The 16,089-nt window shown below is 35.9% G+C and carries 17 protein-coding genes; 1 reads left to right on the top strand and 16 read right to left on the bottom strand.

The window, feature by feature from the left end:
* Positions 1-96: 96 nt before the first annotated feature.
* Entirely contained in the window at positions 97-852 is a 756-nt protein-coding gene (locus PN450_RS19520; RefSeq protein ID WP_148760088.1) for a TspO/MBR family protein, read from the top strand.
* A 130-nt stretch (positions 853-982) separates the two neighbouring features.
* Here the strand turns inward: PN450_RS19520 and PN450_RS19515 are convergent, their stop codons facing one another.
* The 16 genes from PN450_RS19515 to PN450_RS19440 form a co-directional block, all read right to left on the bottom strand.
* A complete protein-coding gene (locus tag PN450_RS19515; RefSeq protein ID WP_148760086.1) occupies positions 983-1,348 on the bottom strand; it encodes a clan AA aspartic protease in 366 nt (121 codons plus the stop codon).
* The gene (locus PN450_RS19510) at positions 1,345-1,617 is read right to left on the bottom strand and encodes a hypothetical protein (RefSeq protein WP_148760084.1); all 273 of its coding nucleotides are present in this window, start codon (positions 1,615-1,617) and stop codon (positions 1,345-1,347) included. Before PN450_RS19510 ends, PN450_RS19515 begins: the two co-directional genes overlap by 4 nt.
* A gap of 53 nt (positions 1,618-1,670) precedes the next feature.
* The gene (locus tag PN450_RS19505; RefSeq protein ID WP_271837272.1) at positions 1,671-1,964 is read right to left on the bottom strand and encodes a DUF3349 domain-containing protein; all 294 of its coding nucleotides are present in this window, start codon (positions 1,962-1,964) and stop codon (positions 1,671-1,673) included.
* 98 nt (positions 1,965-2,062) lie between these two features.
* Positions 2,063-3,688 (bottom strand): class I SAM-dependent methyltransferase, encoded by a 1,626-nt coding sequence (locus PN450_RS19500; protein WP_168653769.1) that lies wholly within the window; start codon positions 3,686-3,688, stop codon positions 2,063-2,065.
* A 137-nt stretch (positions 3,689-3,825) separates the two neighbouring features.
* Positions 3,826-3,993: a type II toxin-antitoxin system PemK/MazF family toxin gene (locus PN450_RS19490; protein WP_174783376.1), complete on the bottom strand. Its 168-nt coding sequence runs from the start codon at positions 3,991-3,993 to the stop codon at positions 3,826-3,828.
* Entirely contained in the window at positions 3,983-4,273 is a 291-nt protein-coding gene (locus PN450_RS19485; protein WP_254433188.1) for a hypothetical protein, read from the bottom strand. The genes PN450_RS19490 and PN450_RS19485 overlap by 11 nt, the downstream gene beginning before the upstream one ends.
* A gap of 5 nt (positions 4,274-4,278) precedes the next feature.
* The gene (locus PN450_RS19480) at positions 4,279-4,503 is read right to left on the bottom strand and encodes a DUF6887 family protein (RefSeq protein WP_168653770.1); all 225 of its coding nucleotides are present in this window, start codon (positions 4,501-4,503) and stop codon (positions 4,279-4,281) included.
* Positions 4,500-4,676 carry a DUF6888 family protein gene (locus PN450_RS24140; RefSeq protein WP_417033760.1) on the bottom strand — a complete coding sequence of 59 codons (177 nt, stop codon included), beginning with the start codon at positions 4,674-4,676 and terminating at the stop codon, positions 4,500-4,502. Before PN450_RS24140 ends, PN450_RS19480 begins: the two co-directional genes overlap by 4 nt.
* A gap of 130 nt (positions 4,677-4,806) precedes the next feature.
* Positions 4,807-5,076, bottom strand: coding sequence for a hypothetical protein (locus PN450_RS19475; protein WP_168653771.1), 270 nt, complete (start codon positions 5,074-5,076; stop codon positions 4,807-4,809).
* Complete coding sequence (locus tag PN450_RS19470) at positions 5,024-5,233, bottom strand: DUF6972 family protein (RefSeq protein ID WP_271837271.1); 210 nt, start codon at positions 5,231-5,233, stop codon at positions 5,024-5,026. Before PN450_RS19470 ends, PN450_RS19475 begins: the two co-directional genes overlap by 53 nt.
* Positions 5,234-5,290: 57 nt before the next feature.
* On the bottom strand, positions 5,291-5,416 hold the full coding sequence (locus PN450_RS19465; protein ID WP_271837270.1) for a hypothetical protein: 126 nt from the start codon (positions 5,414-5,416) through the stop codon (positions 5,291-5,293).
* A 167-nt stretch (positions 5,417-5,583) separates the two neighbouring features.
* Positions 5,584-8,055, bottom strand: a complete 2,472-nt coding sequence (locus PN450_RS19460; protein WP_271837269.1) for an ATP-dependent Clp protease ATP-binding subunit — start codon at positions 8,053-8,055, stop codon at positions 5,584-5,586.
* Between the two features lie 713 nt (positions 8,056-8,768).
* A complete protein-coding gene (locus PN450_RS19455; protein WP_254434450.1) occupies positions 8,769-9,071 on the bottom strand; it encodes a hypothetical protein in 303 nt (100 codons plus the stop codon).
* A gap of 477 nt (positions 9,072-9,548) precedes the next feature.
* On the bottom strand, positions 9,549-12,962 hold the full coding sequence (locus tag PN450_RS19450; RefSeq protein ID WP_271837268.1) for an nSTAND1 domain-containing NTPase: 3,414 nt from the start codon (positions 12,960-12,962) through the stop codon (positions 9,549-9,551).
* Complete coding sequence (locus PN450_RS19445) at positions 12,959-14,266, bottom strand: P-loop NTPase fold protein (protein ID WP_271837267.1); 1,308 nt, start codon at positions 14,264-14,266, stop codon at positions 12,959-12,961. The genes PN450_RS19450 and PN450_RS19445 overlap by 4 nt, the downstream gene beginning before the upstream one ends.
* A 386-nt stretch (positions 14,267-14,652) precedes the next feature.
* Positions 14,653-15,555 carry a peptidoglycan-binding domain-containing protein gene (locus PN450_RS19440; protein WP_271837266.1) on the bottom strand — a complete coding sequence of 301 codons (903 nt, stop codon included), beginning with the start codon at positions 15,553-15,555 and terminating at the stop codon, positions 14,653-14,655.
* Between the last annotated feature and the right edge of the window lie 534 nt (positions 15,556-16,089).

Raw genomic sequence — 16,089 nt, 5'->3', positions numbered from 1 at the left:
TTCTATTTATTGACACACCAATTCAGAAAAATTTTGGCAATTAATTAAGTTAAAATTTAAGCGGACTAACTACAAACTACTCACTATCTCTTAATTATGAATCAATCCAATAATAGTGGCATACTTGAACAGTTTGTCAATATAGTGATGGGTGTAAAAACTGGGAATCAACAACAGTCTCTAAATACCTCAGCAGCGGACACACAAGAACTAGATATCAAGGCAGTTTTAGTTTATAAATTAGGAACTATTCTGCAAATAGGAGTGATGATTCTTGTGTTACTGGGAATGGAAAAATTAGTAATTTTAATTGACAATAATTCTGCTTTTCCCAGTTCGTTTAGCACTTTAGTCACGGCGTTATTTTTTGGTTTATTAAGTATCCGTTCCCGCATTTTCTCGCTTTTAGATAATACCCGTTCTCGGACAACTTATGATCAGGTAATTAGACCAAGATGGTCTCCTCCACCTTTAGCATTTCCCATAGTTTGGATGTTAATTGCCGTTTTGCGAGTAATTTCTTCGGTATTAGTTTGGCAGGAAATGAATCACCAATTTTTGGTATTACCTTTAATTCTGTTTGTGGTACATCTGGCTTTAGGAGATACTTGGAATACGATTTTTACCGTAGAACGGAGATTAGGTGCGGCTGTTCCTGTGGTGATTTTAGGACCTTGGTTATCGGCTATAGTCGTAACAGCAATTTATTGGCAAACTGTTCCTTTAGCGGGAATGATTTTATCTTTTTCTTGTGTATGGTTAACTGTTGCTTCTGTATTGGTGTTCAGAATTTGGCAGTTAAATGGATCTGAGCCTTTGTATCCTTTAAAATTAGCTGTTGTGGAGAAATAAATAGTCATAATTCACCTTGACGGGAAAGCAAAGAGCGCATTTAATATCCATGAAAAACGGTAGGGAAGAATTAATTCTCTACCACTGAATTCAGGAATTTAAACGCCTAACATAGTGCTGTAATATTAAACTATAATTCTTCAATTGTTACTAAACCACCTTCTGTAAATTGGATAGATAGTTTATAACCGTCAAGTAAAGCAGTTCCTAATAAGGGACGCTTTCCTGTAGCTAAAACATTAACTACTCTTTCTTCTCCATTCCAGATAATGGTAGCTTGATGTACTGGTAAAAGCACACGGCTATTATCTGCTAAATTTGCGTACATATCATAAACAAAAGGGAATCCCAAAAGATTCACGGCTGCGGGAGGTAAGGAAAGAAATTCTGTAAAACCTGTATCAATCACAAATTCAATTGTAAAATCTGGTTGTTCTGGCAATCGAAATATAACATTGACAGTTGCACGCCCGTTTTTAATAATACCAGTTATCACCGAGAATCACGCTCCATTTCTCCACTAAAGGAGGCAGCAACTTTGTAACCAATGCGAATACCAAAGAGTCGAGCAAATCTGTTTTTATTCCGTAAATAATGCGCTGATTCTATGCCTGTTTTATCAATAGCATATTCACCTGTTTCTATATCAATAATTATCATTTTACCGATGTTTTCTGCTGTTTCTACTTGCTGACGAATGCCATTATCATATAATTCTTTGGCACGTTTTGCGACTTCTTCGCTGCTGAGGAGAATGGCTTGCATTTTGTTTCATCCTTTTTGGTGATTAGTTTATTATACTTGATTAGTAGTACAGTTTATTCTTCTTCAAGCCACTGTTCATAACCACACACAAGTAATTTTTCCTTTAAATTAGCAATAGCTTCGGATGTGGGTACATCAATTGACTGTACGCGATATACATCATTGAGAACAACACTATAATCTTTACCGCTATAGTAAGCTACAACTTCAGCTAAATTCCTATCTGACATTTCCTCACTGAGTAATGCTAAAAGCGGTAAATAAGATTGTGATTCTATTCCCTTGGGGAAAGCATTTTGAATTAAGTTATATGTACTTTGTAGATGTGGTGAAATCGTGATTTGCATGATTTATTACCAGTTAAAGGAAAAGGTGGATGAATATATATATGAAAATCCACACCTTGAGCAGAAGCGGCTCTCACTCTATAATTAACTATTAACTATTAATTGATCTTAATTCTTGGCTCTAGAGATTTTGCCTCAAAACCTTCTTCAAATTGACCGATGATAGATGTTCCAAAGAAATACTCATTATTATACCATCTTCTATGTTTCCCTAAAGCATCTAATGCAAAGCGATAACATAGCTGTCTATCAATAGAATCCATACCAGCCTCTATCATATCAACAGTAGGCATCCAATCGTATATATATCTACATTCATCTAAGATAATCATATCCATAAACATCTGCGTATCTTTAGCAAGATAAGTCCACCGCTTCGTCTTTTCGATATTAACGTGGTAAGGAACAGCTATTTGACGAAATAGTAACTCTTTTATTTGATGAAAGAGAACTACGTCACAAAATTGATACATTTCCTGATGCCATCGTCGTTTATCTAAATTTATAAATTTTTTACTATAAAATTCGCTTTGATAAAAGCCTTCATCAAGCAAAAAATGCAGCCGTTCAAAATTATTAATAATTTCAGATTCATTATCAATCAAACTTAATTGTCTTAAAAATAACTTGCCAAATTTTTCGTATTCAGGATCTTGATATATTAATTGCGGATAATTTAAGTCTTGAGAGTTCCTATGACTATGAAGTGAAGCAACTGTCCACAGGATAGGCATTTGACCAGGTTCATCAATAATATCGCCACCTTCTCCTTCTTCCGAAACATGGTAAAGCTCATTAATCCTTTTTTCGAGTTCTGATTTATTCTTCAAATTAAAAAACTGCTCAAACAAACCATGTTTTTGAGTAAAATTATTATAGGGAACCACTACAGATGCAATATCTATTATCAGCCTTGTTATATATTGACCATAATAAAAATCTATATTATTTTGTATTTCTGTAAGCCAATTATTAAAGCTAAAACTTCCACTGATAGCGCCTTCAACCCAGTTTTCATTATCTTCATTAGATTCTTCTTGCTCTAAAAAATCTTTAGGGTATAAATATGAAGCAACTAATTTAGTAATTAAATCAAAGCCTTTTGGATCTTGTTGTTGATTAGGAAGTGAAACATTTGTAATCAATACACCTGGAGAATTAATTGCATGATGGGCTAAAATTGAAGTAATTGTTGCCAAAGTTTTTTGCTTTTCGTTTCTGCTTGGTAATGGACCACAAAAATCTAAGTAAATGATATCGAATTTTTGTGGAGACGCAGCAAAAAACTGTCCTATGTTTCCTTTTATCAACTTTAAAAAGGGAAATTTGGAATTTAGGGTAGACCAAACAGCATCTTCATAAGTAGACGAGTCTGTTTCAAATGCCCATACATTTTCAGGTAAAACACCAACATTCATAAGTTCTTGAAGGTCGTTGTCTGGATTTGGTCCTGCCAAGTATGCAACTTTTAGGTTTTCAGCTTTTCTCTTCTGTGTTATCGAATCATAGAAGTGTTCCCATCGAGCTATTGTTTCCTCAGACAGAAAACTGATCATCTCCTGATCAAAGGGAGTGCCATTAATACGGATAAATTGATGTACACGGCGAACATAATCTCTAGATGCCACTGTACTTTTATCTCTATCCTCTGTTAAGCATCTAACAGCTTCTTTTAAAACACATGATCTAGCTATTATTTTTTCTTTTTCTTGATAACTGCCCATAATAAAACTTTCTTAAACTCCAAATTCACCAATTTAATATTAACCCAGTGTCAATATTCCTGCTGAAAAATTAACAGCTAATGGCAATATTTTCAACCACTGCAAACCAAGCAAAGGTTCAGAAATACCTTCCGCAGCTAAAATAGGAATAATATACTCCTGTCCATTTTAATTGGTAACTTACCAACACCATCAGAACTGACAATTATAGCGGGTCTTACTTTTTTAATTTCTGCTCCCACAGTTGGATCAAAATTAGTTAGCCAGATATCACCCCGTTTAGGAATAGAAGAATTAGTAATCAATTAAGTCTCCCATTTGTAATTCTTGCCATTTTGTGTCTTGCTGGTAATGCTCTAACATTAAATCAGATTGTGACGCTAAAATCTTTTTTCGTTCTTCTAGAGGTAACTTTATAAGTTCACGACGGCTGAGAAACTGTTGTTTTAATTCATCAATATTTTCAGGAAAAGTGAGTTCACCATTTTTTTCTTCTCTTAAATATTGCTGCAATAACAATTGAATTTGTAACTTTTCTTCAATTGAAAACCCTTTTATTGCTTCTACCACATCAGTAAAAATCATAATAGTTATTCTTCACTTTCAATTAATCTTTTACCATTACTAAGACGCTGCAAAAACTCAGGAAAATTCATCAAATCATCAACAGATTCTGATGGTGGCATTTCTACCCAATTTGCCTCAGTATTTAACTTATCTACATAAATGTAGAATGCTTCTTGGTCATCTCGATGAGATAAAACATAAGCACGTAATTCCTTTGTACTCATACCTTGGAAGTTAGGCTGACTCATACCACATACCTCCATTTACCATTAGGATATATTTCTATCATATTCTCTTCACCCGCGAGAATAAATACATTACCTGTACGTTTATCAACTTGAACCAAGTTTATAGGTAAATATAGTTTAGTTAACCAACAACACAGAATAAACAACTGCGTTTTTTGCTCAGATGTAGGAATGACCCGTACTCCTCAATAAAACTCATTATAACGAATATATCACTCCTTCTCCTCTGGAGTGCCTCTGCTCTTTAGCATCTACCCTTCTGGATATCTAAGAGAGATTGTGCGAAATAAAAAATATACTAACTTACACTAATTCAGCAGCTAAAAGCCTACCCTCAACTGGTTCATACTCATCTTCTAGTAACCATAACTTAGCTGCTTCATAATTATTACTAGAAAATACAACCTTCTCACCTTGTTTTGGATCATAAATTTGACAATTTCCTTCACTGTCGCAAAGTAATAACAGAATATATGGAGGTGATAACATTGGATCTATCCATACTTCTGTAAATTCCCAGTTATTCTTCACTAGGTCTGGTGCGGGGTATGACGTGGTATTGGTTGTCTGCATTGATTTTTATCTCCCGATAGTAAAGTGGAATACTACTACCATCTGGACTAATTCTATAACCTATTGGTTCAGTAAAAAACATTCCATAGCGTTCATAATCTCGAACAGTGCCGATAAACTCACCTGTTTCTATTATGCACTGAGCAACTTGATTCATGGTATTTTCATCGTTAAATACATGAGCGGCTATTTCAACTTCACTAACATCTTTTCCCTAAGAACCAAACATTTTTGCCCATCTAACTTCGCCTCTATAGTCTGCTTGATAGAAACTGCAAGACTGAAGTAAAATCATGACCAACCATATCAAAGCATGAGTCGGTAAATTAATATATTTCATTTTGATAATCCAACAATGACCTGTACTCCTCAATAACACTCATTATAACGAATATATCACCCCTTCTCCTCTTTGCGCCTTTGCTCCTTAGCGTCTTTGCGCGAAACAAAAAAAACGGTAGAGAACCGAAATCCTCCACCGTTCAATTAACAATTACAAAAACCTAACTAAGACTCAACACCTTGGGGTAACAACTCCCGTGTTTGTTGAGAACTAACTTGCACAATACCATTTTCATCAACATCAACAAGAGCAGTATCACCATCTTTGATGCGTCCAGACAGAATTTCTTCCGCCAGACTATCTTCCAATAAGCGCATAATTGCCCGACGTAATGGCCTTGCACCGTAGCTAGGACTATAACCCTCAGTTATCAAGCGATCCTTGAAGCGGTCAGTGACTTCTAAGACAATGCCTTTTTCCGTCAACCTACCAAACACTTCCTTCAACATGATTTCGGCAATTTGGGTAACTTCCAGCTTATTCAACTGACGGAAGACGATAATTTCATCTAACCGGTTCAGGAACTCAGGACGGAAGTAATTCTTCAGTTCCTCATTCACCAAAGAGCGAATTCTGTTGTATTGTGTCTCAGTCGCATCTTCAGAGAACTCAAAGCCGATACCGCTACCACCCTTTTCAATCACCTTAGAACCAATGTTGGAAGTCAAAATCAGCAAGGTGTTCTTAAAGTCCACCGTGCGACCTTTTGCGTCAGTTAAACGCCCATCTTCCAAAATTTGCAAAAGCATATTGAACACATCGGGGTGCGCTTTTTCGATTTCGTCGAATAGCACCACAGTGTAAGGACGACGACGGACAGCTTCTGTTAACTGACCACCTTCGTTGTAACCGACATAACCAGGAGGTGAACCGATCAATTTACTGACGGTGTGACGCTCCATGTATTCGGACATATCCAAGCGAATCATGGCTTCTTCCGCACCGAAGAAGTAGGAAGCCAAGGATTTCGCTAATTCGGTTTTACCTACCCCAGTCGGACCAGAGAAGACAAAACTAGCAATCGGCCGATTGGGATTCTTCAACCCAACACGAGCGCGACGAATAGCGCGGGAGACAGCCTTCACAGCGTCTTCTTGACCGATGAGCCGCTGATGTAAGGTGTCTTCCATGTGCAGCAACTTCTCGGACTCAGACTCGGTGAGTTTGTTCACCGGTACACCTGTCCAGGAAGCGACAATGTGAGCAATGTCTTCTTCTGTAACTACAGGTTCAACACCGTCACCACTAGCACCGTTACTCTTAGTTTGAGCAATAGTGCGGATTTCGGCTTTGATTTCCATTTCCCGATCGCGCAATTCTCCAGCCCGATCAAAGTCCTGGGAACGGACTGCATCATCTTTTTCTTTTAAGATTTGCCGTAGTTCCTTGTCTAACTCCTTGGCTGCTGGGGGCAGTTGGGAGTTAATCAGGCGCACCCGTGAACCCGCTTCATCCATCAAGTCAATGGCTTTGTCTGGCAAAAAGCGATCGCTAATATAACGATCAGACAATTTCGCCGCCGCCACCAATGCTTCATCGGATATCTTCAGCTTGTGGTGTGCTTCATAGCGATCGCGCAAACCATATAAAATTTCTATTGTTTCATCAACGGTCGGCTCACCCACCATTACAGGCTGGAAGCGTCTTTCCAACGCTGCATCCCGTTCAATGTGTTTACGGTATTCATCCAAAGTAGTCGCACCGATACATTGCAACTCACCCCGTGCCAAAGCTGGCTTGAGGATATTCGCCGCATCAATCGCCCCTTCGGCTGCACCTGCACCAATTAAGGTGTGAACTTCGTCAATTACTAGGATGACATTACCCGCAGAGCGGATTTCATCCATAATTTTTTTGAGACGTTCTTCAAATTCACCCCGATATTTAGTTCCTGCTACTAGCAAACCAATATCAAGAGTGACTACACGCTTATCTTCCAAGATATCGGGGATATCCTTGCTGGCGATGCGTGAAGCTAAACCTTCAGCGATGGCGGTTTTACCAACACCAGGTTCACCAATCAACACGGGATTGTTTTTAGTCCGGCGACCCAAAATTTGGATAACTCGCTCGATTTCCTTGGCGCGTCCCACCACAGGATCAAGCTTATTATCTATGGCCATTTGGGTCAGGTTTGATCCAAACTCATCGAGAGTTGGGGTTTTAGTGCGACCAGAGGGGCCACCCGGCGTAACTTCCGCCGTTTCTCCCAACATCCGAATCACTTGGGTTCTCACCTTGGTCAAATCTACACCGAGGTTTTCTAGCACTCTGGCTGCGACACCTTCCCCTTCGCGGATCAGGCCCAACAACAGATGCTCGGTACCAATGTAGTTATGCCCCAATTGGCGTGCTTCTTCCAAGGATAGTTCTAAAACCCGTTTTGCCCGTGGCGTAAACGGAATTTCCACGGCTACAAAGCCTGAACCCCGTCCTATGATTTTTTCAACTTCAATGCGAGCATCTTTGAGATTAACTCCCATTGATTTCAGCACCTTGGCGGCTACTCCTGTGCCTTCACCAATCAAACCCAAGAGGATCTGCTCAGTTCCGACAAAGTTGTGACCTAAACGGCGGGCCTCTTCTTGGGCCAGCATGATTACCTTAATGGCTTTTTCTGTGAAGCGCTCAAACATGGCATTTTTCCTATCACCTGCGTCGTGCCGGTATGCTGATTTTAGCACAGGCTAAAATTTTGGGTATCTGTATAAACAATTTAGATATCCAATTACCATGACACAGGTTGATAGGTTAACGAGTAGCTATTAATTAATTTCTAGGTAGCTAGTGTACTGAGGAGAGTGATTTTACCAGCATTTTGGGGGCTAAATCCAAACAATAGACTATTGATGTGGGGATTTTGTTTAGGAGTCCCAAACACACATTGTTATCATAAAATGTGTGTTGATGTCAATAAATCGGCATGAATGATAAGATTTTTTTATTAAAAAGAATTAAAACAAAAAATATTATGATATAAAACCAGGATAAAAATTTTATTTTATCTTCAGAAATATGATTTTTAGATCTCCATTGGTGAAAAACTAAGAGGATGTTTTAAAAGTTTTGGGCGAATATATGTAGAGACTCTGACACGCTAACGCGAACACCACTACCCAAACCAAGTCTACCTGCGTGGACTAATGAAGAATTAATTTCTTTTTAACTCACGTTCGCGCAGTGTACTGAAGGTATTTTTTCATTCGCTAGGCGGGTTATATACTGCAAACGTTTCATAGTTGAACCAAATATAAAACCCCTCTTGTAAACCTCTCCCCGCACCCCTCCCTGACCCTCCCCTACAAGGGAGGGAAAAGGAGCAGCTTTTATGATGGGAGAGGCTTTGAACTTAGGCAATAATTGTGGGTATGTGTTGTTGAATTTCTGCTGTGGAGATAAATTGGGGTTGATATATTGTTGTTGTGGGTTGGAGAAATTGCCAATCTTGAACAGATAACCATCCTGGATAGTCATCTTCACATAAACAAACTGCAATTGCTGTATTTTGATGATTTGATGTTATTCGTAAATGTCGTCCTGTTGCGGCTTGGGTGGCTAAACTAACACATTCAGGAGAATTATAGATATTTAGGTTAGTCTGACAGTGATATTCTCCAGTAGGGGAATGGGGAATTAGTAGGTTTATTGACATTATTAATATTGTCTGAATCAGGATTTTCAGGATGAACAGGATTATCTATTTGTCTGAATCAGGATTTTCAGGATGAACAGGATTATCTATTTGTCTGAATCAGGATATCCAGGATTTAAGGATGAACAGGATGAAACAATAAACTATTTTGTTTAATTGTTAAATTCTTTATTGTCTGAATCAGGATTTTCGGTTACTGAGCGAAGTCGAAGTACAGGATTTAAGGATGACCAGGATGGTAATTTTATCATTTTTTATGTGAATGTTTAGATTAGCTTTTCTACTTTTTGTCTGAATCAGGATATCCAGGATTTGAGGATGTACAGGATGGTAGTTTATTATTTTTCCTGTGAATGTTTAGATTAATTTTCAGACCATTGAAAAATATTCACTACCCATTAACAATTATATCCTGTTAATCCTTTAATCCTGTACTTCGACTTCGCTCAGTAACCGAAAATCCTGATTCAGACAATTTCACACATCATTACACAACCGCTTATCCTCCTCACTCAAACCCACATTCGGATTGTGTAAATAATACTTTAACCAAGCACAACCATCCTTAATTACCCGATCTAAATCCCGCACAGGCCACAACCGCGCTGTCTTGTCAGAGGATGCCGTAGCAATGGTTTTACCGTCAGGGCTGAAACTCACACTCATGACATCACCCTGATGCCCTTTAAATTCCTGAATCATTTGCCCCTGCAAGTTCCACAACCGCGCTGTTTTGTCCCAGGATGCCGTAGCAATGGTTTTACCGTCGGGGCTGAAACTCACACTCCAGACATAACCCTGATGCCCTTTAAATTCCTGAATCAATTGCCCCTGCAAGTTCCACAACCGCGCTGTTTTGTCATTGGATGCCGTAGCAATGGTTTTACCGTCGGGGCTGAAACTCACACTCCAGACAGCACCCTGATGCCCTTTAAATTGGATACGTTCTTTTATATTGTCGAGGATATTATTTAAGGCATAAATAGGGCTAATGGTGGGATATTGATCCAGAGTCTTATTTTTCACTAATGTTTTTAACGTCTTGCCATTCTGTACAGCAGACACTAAAGAGGGTAATTCTTCAAATTGGAATTGTCTTAAAATATTTACGCCACTTTGTTCTAGTTTTGTCACCTGTTTAACAATATTAACTTCTTTAAATTGAATAGTAGAATAAACAAAAGAACTTACTAAGAAAGCCACAGCTAAACTAGAACTTAATTTTAATCTTTTTTGAGCTTTGGCAATTTGTACATCAGCTTGAATTTTGGCATTTGCTAATATTTGTCTAGCTTCCTGTTCCTGTTTTAATTTTATTGCTGCTAGTGCTAATTCTTCTTTTGTTTTAGCAAAATTTGCTAAATCTTCATCTTTCTGTTGTTGACGAATAAAATCTACTAAGTAATCATGTACTAATTGATATCTATTTTCTGGAGATTCCTGAATTAATAAAACTAATCCAGATTTTACCAATATTTCTAAAACTAATTCTAATTCATCAAACTCGATATGATCTACAAATAAATCTAATTCTTTGAATAATTCACCATGAGTTTTTAAAGGACGAGTTTTATTATCATCTGTCAGTAAATATAAAACCAATTTTACTAATTTTTCATTTTCGTCACCACAGTCTTTAATCACATTTTGTAAAAAACCCTGAACTAATGCTTCCTTATTACCAACTTCTTGATATTTTCCTAAAGTGGTAATTTTTTGATTTTCTAACTGTGTACCGACAATTTGTAATTCTATCGGTCTAATTTCTCCGATATCTCCTGCTAGGTCTTGAACTAATTTAGTTATTAGATCTTTATTTAATGGGTATTTACTTCTTTTAGTTAAACTGGTAAATACTTCTTTTGCATCTTGAGGAATAAAATTACCTAAATAATAACGAATAGATTTACTTAAAATATCTGTACTGTTAACTATATCTGTATCTTCTAGATTGGCAAATTTTCTTTCCAATTCTAATAAATAATGTAAATAATCTTCCCGTAAAGATAGCACAATTTTTAAATCAGGAATATCTAAACATTGTCTTAAAAAATCATAAAATGGTTGTCTTTCTGTTTGTTCTTTATAAACAAAGAAAAATTCTTCAAATTGGTCAAATATTAAAACTGTTAATAAATTATTTTGATTATTTTTTCGCAATTGTTGAATTATTGGAGAATAATGTATATTTGATATATTCAAATTTAAACATTCTCCTAATTTTTCTACCCAATTGGTATAAGCTCTTAATAATATAGGTAAAACCTGTTTTGCGTCAATTGTTTCTTGTTGCAATGCAGGAATTAAACCGGCTTGTAAAATTGAACTTTTACCAACTCCAGACTGTCCATGAATTATGGTTAATTTATATTGATTTTGGGCAATTCTGCCTCGGAGTTTTTTAACATCTTGTTCTCTTCCTGAAGCAAAAATTTCTTGTGCTATTGTTCCTGTATTGGCAATTTCTGAAGTTGTAGATTGAATAATTTTCCATTGCGGGTTTAAATATGATGCACCCACAAAAGCCCGAAAACCATATTGTTGTTCTATTTGTAGTTTTTCTTGTTTGGTATTAAAGGCTTTTAAATATTCACCTTGTTGAAAATAGAGTAAATTTAATTTATCTAGAATATCAATATACAATTTGGGATTATATTCAATCTCTGTATTATTTTTCGCTGCTTCTAATTTTTCAAGAGTAGTGGGTATATCATCTAAACCTTGATAGGATTTTGCTAATAAAAATTGATAATATACATCTTCATTTTTGGGAATATGAACTATATTTTGTTGAATTATAGTTTTTAATGTTTCTAATGCTGTTTCTGCATAATGTTTGGCTTCATTAAAATTAGATTTATGTAAAGCCAATTCTGCTAAAAATCCATAATCTTTAGCCAATAAAATAGAAGCAATATCTTGATTCTGGTGTAGTTTTAGAGATTCATTAACCAATTTTTCTAATTCTTCCCATGCTTGCAGATTTAAGTAAACTTCACATAAAAGAATAATGTAACTAGATAATAAATCTGTCTGTTGTGTTTGTTTAAAAATTTCTAAACTTTGTTGAAAATATTTTTGTGCTTCTTCCCATGATTTTTGATTATCTACTTGATTTATGAAGGCTTTGCGGTAGTAGATTAAACCAATATTAACTAAAAGTGTACCTTGTCTATCTATATTATTGCTTTCTTGCCAAAAATCTAAACTTTGTTGATAATGTTCTAAGGCTGAATCTAAGTTATCATCTAAATAATCACGATAACCAAAAATATATTCTAAACTAGCGTTAATAGTTGGGTTTAATACTTCTCCCTGTTGTTGTAAATCTTGTTTAGCTGCTACTAATTCTGGGTAAAGATTAGAAAAAATTAGATTAGTTATATCCCCTGCAAATATTGTATCTATTTCTTGTTGAATAAAATCAATTAATTGATTGGTAGGAGTGTTAAATTCAATTGTAGTTGCCCAATTTTTAAAATCTGGTGCTAACCTAATTATTTTAGTAAGAACTTGATCATTTACCCAAAAGAATAGAGGAAACCTAAAGTCATTTCTAAATTGTTCACGGACTTGGTTAGCTGAAATCAAAACTGTATCAATATTTTGGACTGACTCTAACCCAAATACCATTAATGCTGCTGGTTCTGCATTTTCCAATTGTGCAGCTATATTTGTATATAGGGTTTTGACATTTGGTGGTAAATCAATTTTACTAATCTTTACAGTTTCTAATTCCTGTAACTTGGTAAATATTTGCTGTTGAATAAAGCCATAATTACATCGTAATAAAATCAGTGAAAATTGACCTTGAGAAAGGGTAATTGATCTAACTAAAGTTTTAAAATTACCCTGATTTTCAATATCTAAATTATCTGGTTGATTACTCATAACCTAAATTTTGGTGATTCTTGCAAAATGGGATTAATATCAAACCAAGATCCATCTTCATCTATATATTCAAACACAAACAGATCCCGAATTAACATATTATATTCTTCATGACCTGTAATACTTTTGGTTTTTGATACCTCTCTTAATAATTGCCATTCTTTATCATCAATTCCCCGATTTAAATTATTACACTCTTGTTTAATCACTCTTTCTAAACAGTTACGGGAAATGGGAGGATCATCTTGTTGTAAACAGCTATAGAGTAAAGATAACAAATTTCGTAAATGACCACCACTAACTTTACAAAGTCGTTCTAATGTATCAGGACTATCAAAAACTTGGGTAATTAAGTTTTGGTTTGCTTGGCAATTTTCCCAATTTACATTAGGAAAAGCTCTGACCATAATCATTTGTTGTAAAAGGTTAATTCCTAGAGTAAAATCAGATTCATCTCTCTGTTTTACTGCAACCATTGGTAAAACTTTAGGACTGACATTAAAACGATCTTTTAATCTACCTAAAGCATTAGAATATATCAATACTAGGGGAATTGTATAAACAATATGACAGTTTAATGTTTTTAACTTATCACCACGTTCTGCAAAGAGATATTCTGGTTGATATTGATTATTTGGTTTAGGAGTATTATCTATTCTATCTAAGTTATCAACAATAACAACTAAACCTTGTTTACCTTGCTGTTTGAGTGTTCCTTGTGCAGGTTTGATAATATCTTCATTAATTGATTCTAAAATTCTGGTTGTGCGCGGTTCTAAATATTGCCTTAGTTGATCACGATTTTGAGAATTTTCTTTTGTTTTAGCGGTAATTTCAGCAATGACTACAGAAAATTTAACTTCTAGGTCTATGGGACTTTGTAAAAATTGATTGACTGATGTAAATAATTCTTGAAAATACCCAGGTTTAAGATTAATTGCGACGGTTTCTAAACTTTTGCTAACTTGACCTGCTATGGCTAATAAAATATCTGTAATATCAACATTTGCCATATCCAAAACTTGGCTAGATTCAAAATAGACTACATGAAAATCTTGCTGTTCTAATTCTGCTTTTAATCGGAGTAATTCTGTAGATTTACCACAACCAATATGTCCTGTAAATAATTGACAGGTAGGGTCTTCAGGTGCAAGTCTAGTAATAGTGCGATTTAATTCTTGAATAATCTTTGCACCACGCACTTGAGAAAAATCAATATAATATTTTCTATCTTCAGCGTTCCCTAATACTAGGGTTTTAGCAGGGTTACAAGTTTGATAAAACTTTGTTAAATCCAGTTTCATGGTAAATTTCCCGAAAATCGCCTGATAATCATAAGTATATCAGTAATTATACAGGTAATGATCGGATTAATCAATAAAATAGATTTCTCCAAGAATGAATGTAGGAATTTCTCTACAAGGGTTTCAGGTCACGCATATTTAATTTCTACCAGATGTCTATTAATCCTGTAAAGCTGTTAACCAAACCTGTAAATCAGTCAAATTGGTAAAATCTAACAAAGCTTCAGACTTCTCAAACGGATACCAGTGCTAAGTAATAACATAGTATGAGCGATCGCACTGGCAGAATTAAAGGATGAAACCGGGGATTTTATCGCCTATTAAATTAAGTAGCCATCATGAACATTACCGATTACCAGGTTGTTCACTGGATATGAGGTTTTGCGTTAAGTTGACTGTAATAAATCATCCCCGGAAATGATGGTAGTATAAAAAGTGTAACTATTGTTCTGAAGATAGCGGCGGTCTTGCTTAACGATAGCCATGAACTCACGGTGTCCTTCCGTTAGACGACCGACTAAACAACCTGCACTAGCTCCTTTGATATCATTGCTGGGGTAATCATAGCCCCAATGTTGATTAACGGCAAAATCATCACCTGTATCCAATTCATCACCAGTTCGTTTGAAATCTTCGTTAAAATCTCGACAAACAGTGATGTTTCCACATTGAACTAATGCTTCATGGGGATTGGAAGTACCGTGTCTTCCCACTCTCCAAGCCTTGTATTGTCCAAACTGGATTCTTGCTGCTCCTTTGCGATTCATGGGGTTGTGAGTATATTTACTACCTGGTTCAGTAGTTGCTTGCCAATGATCAACGATTTTGGGGACACCATCTATGATTTCGATCACAATGCGGCGGTCATTAAAGGCGTTGGCAGCATCACTATTAAGTGTCCAGTCTCCATTTATACCCTCGATATAAACAATGTTGTATTCTTTGGGATTGGTGAATACTTCATAATTTTTAGCCAACATATATTTAATGATCTTGCTGGCAATATCAGTTCCTAGATTTAAAGGAGGTTTTGGCAGGTCTTCTGTTTTAGTTTCAATCAATTTTTTGGCTGTGACTGCACCTAGAAAATCAGTTTCTCCTGTTTCTGTTAAGGTTTGGAAATTTTTCAGTGCGGCTGTGGAAACTGGTCCAAATAGTCCGTCGGCGGGTGGTTCTAGGAGTCTTAAATCAATTAATCTTACTTGAACTTGCCGAGACAATTCCCGATCTTCAGCGATCGCTTCGTAACCCCATTTTTCCTCTGTATTCAAGAAGTTTTGCAGTTTCATATTATACGCTTAATAATTCAAGTGTTTTGTTTGCACCACGTTAAATAAGCTATCTTAAATTTCAAATCTATAAATAACCTTTATTATTTTTTAACAAGGAATATTAACAAGGAAAATAGGCGATTGCTCTCATTATCTCATTCTCAGTAAGCTCAAACGAAGTTAGCCAGGGGTAGTTCATTGTTCCATAAGTACCTGGACAGAATTAATTACATATTATTTATTTACCAATCCTTTGTCCATTACGGATTTCAGTCCAAATATTTGTGTAATTAATTTTGTCTCATTACTTACTTCCATTCTAAAATGGGGGGTAGAAACAGTTTAATAATTTCTACCCATAACTATCCATATATTACTGTTTGTCCAAGTCTTCAATTAATTGATCAACAAATTCCCTTAACCGTTGTTGCCAGTTAGGGACGGTTTTAATTTTTACCCTCTGTCCTTTCCGACCTTTAAAACAAATTGGTTGAGCGTCTAACTCAGCTTTGAGGATTTTCTTAGCACCAATTTTATTATTTTTCTCAAATG

The sequence above is a fragment of the Dolichospermum lemmermannii CS-548 genome, assembly GCF_028330815.1.
Taxonomy (GTDB): domain Bacteria; phylum Cyanobacteriota; class Cyanobacteriia; order Cyanobacteriales; family Nostocaceae; genus Dolichospermum; species Dolichospermum lemmermannii.
This window is presented reverse-complemented; position numbering and strand designations above follow the sequence as displayed.

Excerpts from the sequence above, each read along its gene's own strand:
- PN450_RS19520 (WP_148760088.1), top strand. The coding sequence starts at position 97 with ATGAATCAATCCAATAATAGTGGCATACTTGAACAGTTTGTCAATATA.
- PN450_RS19510 (WP_148760084.1), bottom strand. The coding sequence starts at position 1,617 with ATGCAAGCCATTCTCCTCAGCAGCGAAGAAGTCGCAAAACGTGCCAAA.
- PN450_RS19505 (WP_271837272.1), bottom strand. The coding sequence starts at position 1,964 with ATGCAAATCACGATTTCACCACATCTACAAAGTACATATAACTTAATT.
- PN450_RS19500 (WP_168653769.1), bottom strand. The coding sequence starts at position 3,688 with ATGGGCAGTTATCAAGAAAAAGAAAAAATAATAGCTAGATCATGTGTT.
- PN450_RS19485 (WP_254433188.1), bottom strand. The coding sequence starts at position 4,273 with ATGATTTTTACTGATGTGGTAGAAGCAATAAAAGGGTTTTCAATTGAA.
- PN450_RS19480 (WP_168653770.1), bottom strand. The coding sequence starts at position 4,503 with ATGAGTCAGCCTAACTTCCAAGGTATGAGTACAAAGGAATTACGTGCT.
- PN450_RS19475 (WP_168653771.1), bottom strand. The coding sequence starts at position 5,076 with ATGCAGACAACCAATACCACGTCATACCCCGCACCAGACCTAGTGAAG.
- PN450_RS19470 (WP_271837271.1), bottom strand. The coding sequence starts at position 5,233 with ATGAATCAAGTTGCTCAGTGCATAATAGAAACAGGTGAGTTTATCGGC.
- PN450_RS19465 (WP_271837270.1), bottom strand. The coding sequence starts at position 5,416 with ATGAAATATATTAATTTACCGACTCATGCTTTGATATGGTTGGTCATG.
- PN450_RS19460 (WP_271837269.1), bottom strand. The coding sequence starts at position 8,055 with ATGTTTGAGCGCTTCACAGAAAAAGCCATTAAGGTAATCATGCTGGCC.
- PN450_RS19455 (WP_254434450.1), bottom strand. The coding sequence starts at position 9,071 with ATGTCAATAAACCTACTAATTCCCCATTCCCCTACTGGAGAATATCAC.
- PN450_RS19450 (WP_271837268.1), bottom strand. The coding sequence starts at position 12,962 with ATGAGTAATCAACCAGATAATTTAGATATTGAAAATCAGGGTAATTTT.
- PN450_RS19445 (WP_271837267.1), bottom strand. The coding sequence starts at position 14,266 with ATGAAACTGGATTTAACAAAGTTTTATCAAACTTGTAACCCTGCTAAA.
- PN450_RS19440 (WP_271837266.1), bottom strand. The coding sequence starts at position 15,555 with ATGAAACTGCAAAACTTCTTGAATACAGAGGAAAAATGGGGTTACGAA.